Here is a 13,025-nt window from a genome sequence, read left to right on the forward strand (position 1 = left end):
GGACTACATCGCTCCGGACACCATCGCCAAGTTCGAGAAGCAGACCGGAATCAAGGTCAAGTACGACGTCTTCGACAGCAACGAGACCCTTGAAGCCAAGCTGCTGGCCGGCAAGTCGGGCTACGACATCGTCGTGCCGTCCAACAACTTCCTGGCCAAGCAGATCAAGGCTGGCGTCTACGAGGAACTGGACCGCTCCAAGCTGACCAACTGGAAGAACCTCGACCAGGACCTGCTCAAAGCCGTTGGCGATGCCAGCGACCAGGGCAACAAGCACGCCTTCCCGTACATGTGGGGCTCGATCGGTATCGGCTACAACCCGGAGAAGGTCAAGGCCGCGCTGGGCGTGGACAAGATCGACTCGTGGGACGTGGTGTTCAAGCCTGAGAACATCGCCAAGCTCAAGAGCTGCGGCGTGAGCTTCCTGGATGCCCCGACCGAGATGATCCCGGCGGCGCTGCACTACCTGGGCAAGCCGACCAACAGCACCAGCAAGGATGACCTGAAGGCCGCCGAAGAGCTATTCCTGAAGATTCGTCCTTCGATCACCTACTTCCACTCGTCCAAGTACATCGGCGACATGGCCAACGGCAACATCTGCGTGGCCGTTGGCTATTCGGGTGACCTGGAGCAGTCCAAGGCCCGTGCCCACGAGGCCGGCGACAAGGTCAAGGTGGACTACGTGATTCCGAAAGAAGGTGCCGGCACCTTCTATGACATGGTCGCCATCCCGAAAGATGCCGAACATAAAGATGCCGCCTACCAGTTCATGAACTTCCTGCTGCAGCCGGAAGTCATGGCCGAAATCACCAACGCTGTGCGCTTCCCGAATGGCAACGCCGCTGCCACCCAGTTCGTGGACAAGGAAATCACCAGCGACCCGAGCATCTATCCGCCAGCTGACGTGAAGAAAAAGCTGTACGCCATCGCTGCACCGGATGCCAAGGTCCAGCGTGACATCACCCGTAGCTGGACCAAGATCAAATCGGGCAAATAACCCCCGATGCGTGACCTCTGGGCCGGGGTTTCCCGGCCCGGAGCCTGTGAATGGCAATTGATGATTGCGGCAACGAAGCTGCGCAGGTAAGTTGCGCGCCGGTTTTGTGTGCGCGGCAGCGCTTGTACCGATAAGCACGCCGTCACCGAGGCACTGATTGTGAGGACCACCCACTTGTCTATTTCTGTACTACGCAAGGCCTTGATGGCTGGAGCGGGCCTGACGCTGGCATGCAGCGTCCAAGCGGCGCCTACGGTGCACTTCTACAACTGGTCGGACTATATCGGCCCGAACACCCTCGCGGACTTCGAAAAGGCAACGGGTATCAAGCCCGTGCAGGACGTTTTCGATTCCAACGAAACCCTGGAAGGCAAACTGCTGGCCGGCAACACCGGCTATGACGTGGTTGTGCCGTCCAACCATTTCCTCGGCAAGCAGATCAAGGCGGGCGCTTTCCAGAAGCTCGACAAGCACCTGCTGCCCAACTATTCCAACCTCGACCCGGCGCTGATGAAGCGCCTGGAAAAGAACGACCCGGGCAACCAGTACGCCGTGCCTTACCTGTGGGGCACCAACGGCATCGGTTACAACGTCGACAAGGTCAAGGCCACGCTGGGCGTGGACACCATCGACTCCTGGGCCGTCCTGTTCGAACCCGAGAACATGAAGAAGCTATCCAAGTGCGGCGTGGCCTTCCTCGACTCGGCGGATGAAATGCTCCCGGCGGTGCTCAACTACATGGGGCTCAACCCCAACAGCACCGACCCCAAGGATTACGCCAAGGCCGAGCAGAAACTCCTGGCCGTACGCCCGTACGTGACCTACTTCCACTCGTCCAAGTACATCACCGACCTGGCCAACGGCGACATCTGCGTCGCGGCAGGCTTTTCGGGTGATGTGTTCCAGGCCAAGGCCCGCGCTGAAGAAGCGAAAAAGGGCGTGAACCTGGCCTACGCCATTCCCAAGGAAGGCGGCAACCTCTGGTTCGACGTGCTGGCGATCCCCAAGGACGCCAAGAACGTCAAGGAGGCCCACGCCTTCATCAACTATTTGCTGAAACCTGAGGTTATCGCCCAGGTCAGTGATTACGTCGGTTACGCCAACCCGAACCCCAAGGCTGGCGACCTGATGGACCAGGCCGTGAGGACTGACGCTGCGGTTTACCCACCGCAGGAAGTGCTGGACAAGATGTTCGTGAACTCAGAGTTGCCGCCCAAGGTGCAGCGCCTCATGACCCGTAGCTGGACCAAGGTCAAGTCGGGCAAGTAATCATCCAGACCCGCTGCGGTACCTGGAACACAGGCCGCGCGGGCACAAAAATCTTGTTGGGAGTTTCACTCATGGCAGTTGCCTCCGGTGCCTATAAAAAAGCCCTCGAGGGTGGCCAGCAACCCAAGCAGGTGCTGGTCAAGATCGACCGGGTTACAAAAAAATTCGACGAAACGGTCGCCGTGGACGATGTGTCCCTGGAAATCCGCAAAGGCGAGATCTTCGCCCTGCTGGGTGGCTCCGGTTCCGGCAAATCGACCTTGCTGCGCATGCTGGCCGGCTTCGAGCGCCCGACTGAAGGGCGGATCTTCCTCGACGGCGTCGACATCACCGATATGCCGCCGTACGAGCGGCCGATCAACATGATGTTCCAGTCCTACGCGCTGTTCCCGCACATGACCGTGGCGCAGAACATCGCCTTCGGCCTGCAGCAGGACAAGATGCCCAAGGCCGAGATCGACGCCCGCGTGGCCGAGATGCTCAAGCTGGTACACATGACCCAGTACGCCAAGCGTAAGCCACACCAGCTCTCCGGTGGCCAGCGCCAGCGGGTGGCCCTGGCCCGCTCCCTGGCCAAGCGCCCCAAGCTGCTGCTGCTCGACGAGCCGATGGGCGCACTGGACAAGAAACTGCGTTCGCAGATGCAGCTGGAACTGGTGGAAATCATCGAGCGCGTAGGGGTGACCTGCGTGATGGTGACCCACGACCAGGAAGAGGCCATGACCATGGCCCAGCGCATCGCCATCATGCATTTGGGCTGGATCGCCCAGATCGGCTCGCCGGTGGATATCTACGAGACCCCGACCAGCCGCCTGGTGTGCGAATTCATCGGTAACGTCAACCTGTTCGAAGGTGAAGTAGTCGACGACGCCGAAGGCCACGCGATCATCGCCAGCCCGGAGCTGGAGCGCAAGATCTACGTCGGCCACGGCATCACCACTTCGGTGGAAGACAAGCACATCACCTACGCCCTGCGCCCGGAAAAGCTGCTGGTGACCACGACTCAGCCAGACTTCGAACACAACTGGTCACGTGGCAAGGTCCACGACATCGCCTACCTGGGCGGCCACTCGGTGTTCTACGTCGAGCTGCCAAGCGGCAAGATCGTTCAGTCGTTCGTCGCCAACACCGAACGCCAGGGCGCTCGCCCGACCTGGGGCGATGAAGTGTACGTGTGGTGGGAAGACGACAGCGGCGTGGTACTGCGGTCATGAAACCTCGCAAGCTCAAGCGAGCCTTCCAGCGCCTTATCCCGGAGGGGCGGCACCTGGTGATCGGCGTGCCGTTCATCTGGCTGTTCCTGTTCTTCATGCTGCCGTTCTTCATCGTGTTGAAGATCAGCTTCGCCGAAGCCGACGTGGCGATCCCGCCGTATACCGAGATCTACACCTACGTCGAAGACAAGATCCAGTTGGTGCTCAACCTGGCCAACTACGGCCTGTTGACCGAGGATGAGCTGTACATCTCGGCCTATCTGGGCTCGTTGAAGATGGCCTTCTTCAGCACTCTGCTGTGCCTGCTGATCGGCTACCCGATGGCCTACGCCATCGCCAACGCCAAGAAGGAGACCCAGACAGTCCTGCTGCTGCTGATCATGATGCCGACCTGGACTGCGATCCTGATCCGCGTCTATGCCTGGATGGGCATCCTCAGCAACAACGGGCTGCTCAACGGCTTCCTGCTGTGGACCGGTTTGATCGATCAGCCGTTGCAGATCCTCAACACCAACCTGGCGGTTTACATCGGCGTGGTCTATTCGTACCTGCCGTTCATGATCCTGCCGCTGTTCGCCAACCTGGTGAAGCACGACCCGAGCCTGCTCGAAGCGGCTTCGGACCTGGGGTCTAGTACCTTCAACAGCTTCTGGAAAATCACCGTGCCGCTGTCGAAGAACGGCATCATCGCCGGCTGCATGCTGGTGTTCATCCCGGTGGTGGGCGAGTTCGTCATTCCTGAGCTGCTTGGCGGTCCGGAAACCTTGATGATCGGTAAAGTGCTGTGGCAGGAATTCTTCAACAACCGTGACTGGCCGGTGGCATCCGCCCTGGCGGTGGTGATGCTGGCGATCCTGATCGTGCCGATCCTGCTGTTCAACCGCAGCCAGGCCAAAGAAATGGAGGGCAGGGCATGAAGCGTTTCAGTTTTTCCAAGCTGATGCTGGTGCTCGGCTTGCTGTTCATCTACCTGCCAATGCTGATCCTGGTGATCTACTCGTTCAACGCCTCCAAACTGGTGACGGTGTGGGGTGGCTGGTCGGTGAAGTGGTACGTCGGCCTGCTCGACAACACCCAGCTGATGGGTTCGGTGATGCGCTCGCTGGAAATCGCCTGCTACACGGCAGTGGCTGCGGTGGCGCTGGGTACCCTGGCCGCTTTCGTGCTGACCCGGGTCACCCGCTTCAAGGGCCGCACGCTGTTCGGCGGCCTGGTCACCGCACCGCTGGTAATGCCCGAAGTGATCACCGGTCTGTCGCTGTTGCTGCTGTTCGTGGCCATGGCACAGATGATCGGCTGGCCACAGGAGCGTGGCATCGTCACCATCTGGATCGCTCATACTACGTTCTGTGCGGCGTATGTGGCGGTAGTGGTGTCGGCACGCCTGCGCGAGCTGGACCTGTCGATCGAGGAAGCGGCGATGGACCTGGGTGCCAAGCCGTGGAAGGTGTTCTTCCTGATCACCATCCCGATGATCGCGCCATCGCTGGCGGCGGGCGGCATGATGTCGTTCGCCCTGTCGCTGGACGACCTGGTACTGGCGAGCTTCGTGTCCGGCCCAGGTTCGACCACCTTGCCCATGGAAGTGTTCTCGGCAGTGCGGCTGGGCGTGAAGCCTGAGATCAACGCCGTGGCCAGCCTGATCTTGCTGTCGGTGTCGCTGGTGACCTTCTTTGTCTGGTTCTTCAGCCGCCAGGCCGAAGAGCGTCGGCGCAAGGCGATCCAGCAGGCGATCGAAGAGGGTGCGGCGGCCAACGCCTCGCAGCCACAGGTCAAGCGCCCGACGCAGGTGGCTGCGTCGGCCTGACCCGGCCCTTTCGCGGGCACGCCCGCTCCCACAGGTACAGCACAGGTTTCAAGGCCTGCGCCCTACCTGTGGGAGCGGGCAAGCCCGCGAAGGCCCCAGCACCGGTTTAAAGCCATACAGCATCCCAATGTGGATAGTCCCTGATACTCCTGACCAATCCAGCCCTTAAAGGATTGGCCACAATGTACCGGGCTACATGCACCACATTTTCCTCCCGCCGCAACGCATGATCATGGTAGCCCGGTTGCCATATCGGCTTGTGCCTGACACCTGCCTTGTGCAACGCAATGGCTGTGCGTGATTTGAACTTGCGCATCAGCGTGCCCAATGTCACTTCTTTCAGCTCGACAAGCCAGTGCAGGTGGTCTGGCATCACTACCCAGGCCAACGACCGGCAGTCCTGAATGTCATCTGACACCCGCAGATGTTTGACCACCAGGCGAGCATGGTCGAAGTCATGGAACAGTGGCAGCCGCAGGTGTGTTTTGGTGGTCAGCATGTAGAGCCTGCCAGGCTCGGAAAAGCGCCCACGGCGTAACAGGTGGGATTCGGCTAGCGGCATTGTGATCTTCCTTGAAATTGAACCTCCCGTTGAAAGGTAGCGGCTGAAGCGGGGTAGCCGAGTGGCTGATGGTTTCTGGATATGGCTGAAGCGCGTGATTCGGCTGTGGCGGCCCTTTCGCGGGCTTGCCCGCTCCCACAAGTACCGCGCGAGTTTTGGAGCCTGCGCTCTCCCTGTGGGAGCGGGCGTGCCCGCGAAGAGGCCCGCACAGGCGCTGAAAATGCCGAACTGATCCCGATCAGTGCCGTTTATCGAACCCTGAACTACGCTGACAGTCGCATCCCAAGAATCATTTGCGCGCAAAGCAAGGAGCCTGCATGACGTTGATGCGCCCACTGTCGGTCGTTTGCCTGGGGCTGCTGTATTTGCTCACCGGCTGCAGCAAGGAAGAGGTCCCCGAGACCCTGCCTCGGGTGGGTGTGCAACAGGTTCAGCCCACCGATTTCGCAGCCAGGGTCACCCTGACCGGCGACGTGCAGGCGCGGGTGCAGACCGACCTGTCGTTCCGCGTCGGCGGCAAGATCATTTCCCGTAGCGTCGATGTCGGTGACCACGTCAAGGCCAACCAAGTGCTGGCGCGGCTCGACCCGAAAGACCTGCAGAACAATGTCGACTCGGCCAAGGCCGAGGTGTTCGCGGCGCAAGCGCGGGTCACCCAGGCCAGCGCGGCCTTTGTCCGCCAGCAAAAATTGCTGCCCAAGGGCTACACCAGCCAGAGCGAATACGATTCCGCCGAAGCTGCGCTGCGCAGCAACCAGAGCGCGCTCAAGGCTGCCCAGGCAGAGCTGGCCGATGCCAATGAGCAGCTGAGCTACACCGCGTTGGTGTCCGATGCCGATGGCGTGATCACCGAGCGCCAGGCCGAGGTGGGCCAGGTGGTGCAGGCGACCATGCCGATCTTCAGCCTGGCCCGTGACGGCGACCGCGATGCGGTGTTCAACGTCTACGAATCGCTGCTGGTGGCGCCGCCCAGCGACGCTGGGGTCATCGTCAGCCTGCTGGATGACCCCAAGGTCCAGGCTCACGGCTTTGTCCGTGAAATCACCCCCACCGTGTCGGCGCAAAGCGGCACCGTGCAGGTCAAGGTGGCACTGAAGGATGTGCCGCCAGACATGCAGTTGGGCGCGCCGGTCACTGCCAGCACCAATGCGGTGGGGCGGCCCAGCGTCGAGCTGCCATGGTCGGCATTGACCAAGGCGCTGCATGAGCCAGCAGTCTGGGTGGTGGGCGAGGGCGACAAGGTCGAACTGCGCAAGGTCGAGGTCAGCCGTTATCTGACCGGCAAGATCGTGGTTGCCAGCGGCCTGAAGGCCGGTGAAACCGTGGTGGTGGTCGGTGGCCAGCTGCTGCACCCCGGCATGCAGGTGCAGAAGGTCGATGCCAAGGCCCAGGGAGGTGAGCTATGAAGCGCCTGCTGCTGATAATGTCGGCCGGCATGCTGCTGGCCGCCTGCGGTAGCGAGGAGGAAGCGCCCGAGCCGATCCGGCCGGTGCTGTCGGTCAAGGTGGAACCACAGATGCAATCGCAGCTGGGCCGCTTCGCTGGCCTTATCGAGGCGCGCTTCGAAAGCACCTTGGGCTTCCGGGTTGGCGGGCGCATCGCCCGGCGTTGGCTGGATGTGGGCGCCCAGGTCAAACCGGGCGATACCCTGGCCACGCTCGACCCCACCGACCAGCAGAACCAGCTGCGTGCCGCCGAAGGCGACCTGGCCAAAGTGCAGGCGCAGTGGATCAACGCCCAGGCCGATGCCCGCCGCCAGCAGCAGCTGTTTGACCGCGGCGTCGGGGCCCAGGCCCAGCTGGATATTGCACAGACCAACCTGAAAACCACCAGCGCCGCGCTTGAGCAGGCGCGCTCGGCGCTCAGCCAGGCCCGCGACCAGCTCGACTACAGCACCCTGCGCAGCGACCACGCGGCAGTCATCACCGCCTGGCAGGCCGAAGCCGGGCAGACCGTCACTGCCGGCCAGGCCGTGGTGACCCTGGCGCGGCCGGATGTGAAGGAAGCGGTGATCGACCTGCCAATCGGCCTGGCCGAGCAACTGAACAAGGGCCTGACCTTCGCCGTTGCGTCGCAGCTCGACCCAACCATCAACACCACCGCCACCCTGCGCGAGCTGGAGCCGCAGGCGGACGCGACGACACGGACCCGCCGCGCGCGCCTGACCTTGGCCAGCACCCCGCCGGCCTTCCACCTGGGTACCGCGATCAGCGTGACCCTGAGCTCTGAAGTGAGCCCGCGCAGCGAGCTGCCGCTCAGTGCCTTGCTCGAGCGTGATGGCAAGACTCAGGTCTGGGTGATCGACACCGAGCAGAAAACCGTGGGTACCCGGGACGTCACCCTGATCGACCGTACCGCCGACAGCATCGTCCTGGCTTCGGGCGTGCAGCCGGGCGAGCGTGTGGTAACGGCGGGTGTGAACAGCCTCAAGCCTGGCCAGAAGGTCACCTTCGACGAGGATGCGCAATGAAAGGAAGCTTCAACCTGTCCGAATGGGCGCTCAAGCATCAATCGTTCGTCTGGTACCTGATGTTCGTTGCCCTGCTGATGGGCATTTTCTCGTACTTCAATCTTGGCCGGGAGGAAGACCCTTCGTTCACCATCAAGACCATGGTGATTCAGACCCGCTGGCCGGGTGCGACGCAGCACGAAACCCTGTACCAGATCACCGACCGCATCGAAAAGAAGCTCGAGGAACTCGATTCCCTCGACTACACCAAGAGCTACACCCGCCCGGGCGAGTCGACGGTGTACGTGTACCTGCGCGACACCACCAAGGCCAAGGACATCCCGGAAATCTGGTATCAGGTGCGCAAGAAAATCTCCGACATCCGTGGCGAATTCCCAGCCGGGATTCAGGGGCCTGGCTTCAACGACGAGTTCGGCGACGTGTTTGGTTCGATTTACGCCTTCACCGCCGACGGCCTCACCCTGCGTCAGTTGCGTGACTACGTGGAGCAGGCACGCGCCGAAGTGCGCGATGTCCCCAACATTGGCAAGATCGAGCTGGTCGGCACGCAGGACGAAGTGCTGTACCTGAATTTCTCGACCCGCAAGCTGGCGGCCCTGGGCATCGACCAGCGCCAAGTCATGCAAGCCCTGCAGTCGCAGAACGCGGTGACCCCAGCCGGGGTCATCGAGGCTGGCCCCGAGCGCATTTCGGTACGCACCACCGGGCAGTTCGCTTCGGAAAAAGACCTGCAGACGGTCAACCTGAAAATCAACGACCGGTTCTTCCGCCTGGCCGACATCGCCGACATCCAGCGCGGCTACGTCGACCCACCCTCACCGATGTTCCGTTACAACGGCCAGACCGCCATCGGCCTGGCCATCGGCATGAAGGCCGGCGGCAACATGCAGGTATTTGGCGCGGCGCTGAAAAAGCGCATGGACCGGGTGATAGAGGACCTGCCGGTTGGCGTTGGCGTCCACACCGTGTCGGACCAGGCCGTGGTGGTCAAGCAGGCCGTAGGTGGCTTCACCAGCGCGCTGTTCGAAGCGGTGGTGATCGTGCTGGCGGTGAGTTTCGTCAGCCTTGGCATGCGCGCTGGCCTGGTGGTGGCCTGTTCGATTCCGCTGGTGCTGGCGATGGTGTTCGTGTTCATGGAATACAGCGGCATTACCATGCAGCGGATTTCGTTGGGTGCGCTGATCATCGCCCTCGGCTTGCTGGTGGATGACGCCATGATCACAGTCGAGGTGATGGTCACGCGGCTGGAAATGGGCGAGAGCAAGGAGCAGGCGGCGACGTTCGCCTATACCTCGACGGCGTTCCCCATGCTCACCGGTACCCTGGTGACGGTTGCCGGCTTCGTGCCCATCGGCCTCAACGCCAGTTCCGCGGGTGAATACACTTACACGCTGTTTGCGGTGATCGCCGTGGCGCTGATGGTCTCGTGGGTGGTGGCGGTGTTCTTCGCCCCGGTGCTGGGCGTGCACATTCTCAGCAGCGCCAAGCTCAAGGCCCATGAAGCCGAGCCTGGCCGCGTCGGCCGGGCCTTCGAGCATGGCCTGCTGTGGTGCATGCGCAACCGCTGGTTGACCATCATCGGCACTGTCGTGCTGTTTGCCCTGGCGATCTTCTGCGAGCGTTTCGTGCAGAACCAGTTCTTCCCGTCGTCGGACCGTCCGGAAATCCTCGTCGACCTCAACCTGCCGCAGAACGCTTCGATCGAGGAAACCCGCAAGGTGGTCGACCGCTTCGAGGCTCGCATCAAGGATGACCCGGACCTGGTGAGCTGGAGCACCTACATCGGCCAGGGCGCCATTCGTTTCTACCTGCCCCTCGACCAGCAGTTGCAGAACCCGTACTACGCGCAGTTGGTGATCGTCAGCAAGGGCTTCGAAGAGCGGCAGGGCATGATGCAGCGGCTGCAGAAGATCCTGCATGAGGACTTCGTCGGCATCGGCGTCAACGTGCAATCGCTGGAAATGGGCCCGCCGGTGGGCAGGCCGATCCAGTACCGGGTCAGTGGCGCCAATATCGATGAGGTGCGCAAGCATGCCATCGACCTGGCGACCTTGCTTGACCAGAACGAGCACATCGGCGAGATGATCTACGACTGGAACGAGCCCGGTAAGGTGCTGCGTGTGGAAATCGCCCAGGACAAGGCGCGTCAGCTGGGGTTGTCGTCGGAAGACGTGGCCAATGTGATGAACAGCATCGTCAGCGGCGTGAATATCACCCAGGTCAACGACAACATCTACCTGGTCGATGTGGTCGCCCGCGCCGAGGACAGCGAGCGCGGTTCACCTGATACCCTGCAAAACCTGCAGATTCTCACGCCCAGCGGTACCTCGATCCCGCTGCTGTCGTTCGCCACCGTGCGATACGAACTGGAGCAGCCGCTGGTGTGGCGCCGTGACCGCAAGCCGACCATTACCATCAAGGCCTCGGTCAACGGCGATATCCAGCCGACCGACCTGGTGGCCCAGCTCAAGCCAAAGATCGACGAGTTCGCCAGCAAGCTGCCGGTGGGCTTCGAAGTGGCCACCGGCGGTACCGTGGAGGAGAGCGCCAAGGCCCAGGGGCCGATCCGCAAGGTCATCCCGTTGATGCTGTTCCTCATGGCGACCTTCCTGATGATCCAGCTGCACAGCGTGCAGAAGCTGTTACTGGTGGTCAGCGTGGCGCCACTGGGGCTGATCGGCGTGGTGCTGGCACTGGTGCCGACGGGCACGCCGATGGGCTTTGTGGCGATCCTCGGCATCCTCGCCCTGGCGGGCATCATCATTCGTAACTCGGTGATCCTGGTGACGCAGATCGACGAGTTCGAGGCCCAGGGCCTCTCGCCGTGGGATGCGGTGGTGGAGGCTACCAACCACCGGCGTCGCCCCATCCTGCTGACGGCGGCGGCAGCGAGCCTGGGCATGATCCCGATTGCCCGCGAGGTGTTCTGGGGACCGATGGCCTACGCGATGATTGGCGGGATCATTGTCGCGACCCTGCTGACGCTGCTGTTCCTGCCGGCGTTGTACGTAGCCTGGTACAAGATCCGCGAGCCACAGAAACACACCTGAAACGCTGTAACAAACCCTGTGGGAGCGGGGTTACCCGCGAATGCAATGGTGGAGCTACCGCCGCATTCGCGGGTGAACCCGCTCCTACAGGGTGATTTTTTGTGTTCAGAATGGGTGATTGATTTTGGTTATATAAACATTCTTAAACAGTATTTTTAAGAATAATCCCGCCTCACTACTATTGCCCTCAAGCCAGGCAATGAACCCCTTCACATCCATGCCCGGCACCCTCATTCCAAGGAGAACGAGCATGAGTGCATCGCTGCGTAGCATCGACGGTCAGGACGAAGCCACCATTCTGCGTGAGATCCAGAGCGCCTTGCGCGACCTGCGTTTCGGTGCTGTGGAAATCACCGTGCACAACGCTCAGGTCGTGCAGATCGAACGCAAGGAGAAGTTCCGCCTGCAACAGCCAGGCAACAAGGCCGGCTGATCCGCACCACAACATCCAGAACTAGAAAAATGCCAATCGGGAGCTTCACCATGTCCATCCGCCGTTATGCGCTTGCCGCCCTGGCCAGTGCTGTTTTTGCCGGTTCCGCCATCGCCAAGGACTACGAACTGCTGAACGTGTCCTATGACCCGACCCGTGAGTTGTACCAGCAGTACAACGCCGAATTCATCAAGCACTGGCAACAGGCCCATCCGGGCGACAAGGTGAAGATCCAGCAATCCCATGGCGGCTCGGGCAAACAGGCTCGTGCGGTGATCGATGGCCTGCGCGCCGACGTGGTGACCTTGGCCCTGGCCGGTGACATCGACGAAGTCGCCAAACTCGGCAAGACCCTGCCCGAGGACTGGCAGAAGCGCCTGCCGGACGCCAGCACCCCGTACACTTCGACCATTGTGTTCCTCGTGCGCAAGGGCAACCCGAAAGGTATCAAGGACTGGGGCGACCTGATCAAGAAGGACGTGTCGGTCATCACGCCCAACCCGAAAACCTCCGGTGGCGCCCGCTGGAACTTCCTCGCCGCCTGGGCCTATGGCCTGAAGACCGGCGGCAGTGAAGACAAGGCCAAAGCCTACGTGCAGGAGCTGTTCAAGCACGTGCCAGTGCTGGACACCGGTGCCCGCGGCTCGACCATCACCTTCGTCAACAACGGTCAGGGTGACGTGCTGCTGGCCTGGGAAAACGAAGCCTTCCTGGCGCTCAAGGAAGACGGTGGCGCCGACAAGTTCGACATCGTCGTGCCGTCGCTGTCGATCCTTGCCGAACCGCCCGTGGCGGTGGTCGACAAGAATGCCGAGAAGAAAGGTAATACCGAGATCGCTACCGAATACCTCAAGCACCTGTACAGCCCGGCCGGGCAGAAGATCGCCGCCGAGAACTTCTATCGCCCGCGTGACGAGAAAGTGGCTGCCGAATTTGGCAAGCAGTTCCCGAAACTGGACCTGGTGACCATCGACAAGGACTTCGGTGGCTGGAAGACTGCACAACCGAAGTTCTTCAATGATGGCGGTGTATTCGACCAGATCTATCAGGCACAGTAAGGGCCAAGGAAAAGCGGGGGCCGCTTTGCGGCCCTTTCGCGACACAAGGCCGCTCCTACAGGGGATACGCGTTCGTCTGTAGGAGCGGCCTTGTGTCGCGAAAGGGCTGCAGAGCAGCCCCAGGATTTTAGAAGCCTGCACCGGCCCCGGATCGATACGGGGCCA

11 protein-coding genes are annotated in these 13,025 nt (G+C 61.6%); 10 read left to right on the forward strand and 1 reads right to left on the reverse strand.

The window, feature by feature from the left end:
• The 5 genes from APH33_RS12600 to APH33_RS12620 all read left to right on the forward strand — a co-directional run.
• Positions 1–997, forward strand: a 997-nt coding sequence (locus APH33_RS12600) for a polyamine ABC transporter substrate-binding protein (protein WP_054885463.1), incomplete at its 5' end; no start/stop codon positions are given.
• Between the two features lie 174 nt (positions 998–1,171).
• Positions 1,172–2,266: a polyamine ABC transporter substrate-binding protein gene (locus APH33_RS12605; RefSeq protein ID WP_054885464.1), complete on the forward strand. Its 1,095-nt coding sequence runs from the start codon at positions 1,172–1,174 to the stop codon at positions 2,264–2,266.
• A 71-nt stretch (positions 2,267–2,337) separates the two neighbouring features.
• On the forward strand, positions 2,338–3,480 hold the full coding sequence (locus APH33_RS12610; RefSeq protein WP_054885465.1) for an ABC transporter ATP-binding protein: 1,143 nt from the start codon (positions 2,338–2,340) through the stop codon (positions 3,478–3,480).
• Positions 3,481–3,515: 35 nt separating this feature from the next.
• Entirely contained in the window at positions 3,516–4,397 is an 882-nt protein-coding gene (locus APH33_RS12615; RefSeq protein WP_176507617.1) for an ABC transporter permease subunit, read from the forward strand.
• Positions 4,394–5,287 (forward strand): ABC transporter permease subunit, encoded by an 894-nt coding sequence (locus APH33_RS12620; RefSeq protein ID WP_054885467.1) that lies wholly within the window; start codon positions 4,394–4,396, stop codon positions 5,285–5,287. The genes APH33_RS12615 and APH33_RS12620 overlap by 4 nt, the downstream gene beginning before the upstream one ends.
• 106 nt (positions 5,288–5,393) lie before the next feature.
• Here APH33_RS12620 and APH33_RS12625 read toward each other — a convergent pair whose 3' ends face one another.
• The gene (locus tag APH33_RS12625; protein WP_054885468.1) at positions 5,394–5,849 is read right to left on the reverse strand and encodes a transposase; all 456 of its coding nucleotides are present in this window, start codon (positions 5,847–5,849) and stop codon (positions 5,394–5,396) included.
• A gap of 317 nt (positions 5,850–6,166) precedes the next feature.
• Between APH33_RS12625 and APH33_RS12630 the strand changes: the two genes are divergently transcribed.
• The 5 genes from APH33_RS12630 (at position 6,167) to APH33_RS12650 (ending at position 12,860) form a co-directional block, all read left to right on the forward strand.
• Complete coding sequence (locus APH33_RS12630; RefSeq protein ID WP_054885469.1) at positions 6,167–7,255, forward strand: efflux RND transporter periplasmic adaptor subunit; 1,089 nt, start codon at positions 6,167–6,169, stop codon at positions 7,253–7,255.
• A complete protein-coding gene (locus APH33_RS12635; protein ID WP_054885470.1) occupies positions 7,252–8,319 on the forward strand; it encodes an efflux RND transporter periplasmic adaptor subunit in 1,068 nt (355 codons plus the stop codon). The genes APH33_RS12630 and APH33_RS12635 overlap by 4 nt, the downstream gene beginning before the upstream one ends.
• A complete protein-coding gene (locus tag APH33_RS12640; RefSeq protein WP_054885471.1) occupies positions 8,316–11,369 on the forward strand; it encodes an efflux RND transporter permease subunit in 3,054 nt (1,017 codons plus the stop codon). Before APH33_RS12635 ends, APH33_RS12640 begins: the two co-directional genes overlap by 4 nt.
• 250 nt (positions 11,370–11,619) lie before the next feature.
• Positions 11,620–11,802: a sulfur starvation response protein OscA gene (gene oscA / locus APH33_RS12645; protein WP_016712582.1), complete on the forward strand. Its 183-nt coding sequence runs from the start codon at positions 11,620–11,622 to the stop codon at positions 11,800–11,802.
• A gap of 50 nt (positions 11,803–11,852) precedes the next feature.
• Positions 11,853–12,860, forward strand: a complete 1,008-nt coding sequence (locus tag APH33_RS12650; protein WP_054885472.1) for a sulfate ABC transporter substrate-binding protein — start codon at positions 11,853–11,855, stop codon at positions 12,858–12,860.
• Positions 12,861–13,025: the final 165 nt, after the last annotated feature.

This window comes from Pseudomonas sp. NBRC 111130 (assembly GCF_001320485.1).
Lineage (GTDB): Bacteria > Pseudomonadota > Gammaproteobacteria > Pseudomonadales > Pseudomonadaceae > Aquipseudomonas > Aquipseudomonas vlassakiae.

What these genes read in the sequence shown, in the direction of transcription:
- APH33_RS12630 (WP_054885469.1), top strand. Translation starts at nt 6,167, where the DNA reads ATGACGTTGATGCGCCCACTGTCGGTCGTTTGCCTGGGGCTGCTGTAT.
- APH33_RS12640 (WP_054885471.1), top strand. Translation starts at nt 8,316, where the DNA reads ATGAAAGGAAGCTTCAACCTGTCCGAATGGGCGCTCAAGCATCAATCG.
- APH33_RS12620 (WP_054885467.1), top strand. Translation starts at nt 4,394, where the DNA reads ATGAAGCGTTTCAGTTTTTCCAAGCTGATGCTGGTGCTCGGCTTGCTG.
- APH33_RS12610 (WP_054885465.1), top strand. Translation starts at nt 2,338, where the DNA reads ATGGCAGTTGCCTCCGGTGCCTATAAAAAAGCCCTCGAGGGTGGCCAG.
- APH33_RS12650 (WP_054885472.1), top strand. Translation starts at nt 11,853, where the DNA reads ATGTCCATCCGCCGTTATGCGCTTGCCGCCCTGGCCAGTGCTGTTTTT.
- oscA (WP_016712582.1), top strand. Translation starts at nt 11,620, where the DNA reads ATGAGTGCATCGCTGCGTAGCATCGACGGTCAGGACGAAGCCACCATT.
- APH33_RS12635 (WP_054885470.1), top strand. Translation starts at nt 7,252, where the DNA reads ATGAAGCGCCTGCTGCTGATAATGTCGGCCGGCATGCTGCTGGCCGCC.
- APH33_RS12625 (WP_054885468.1), bottom strand. Translation starts at nt 5,849, where the DNA reads ATGCCGCTAGCCGAATCCCACCTGTTACGCCGTGGGCGCTTTTCCGAG.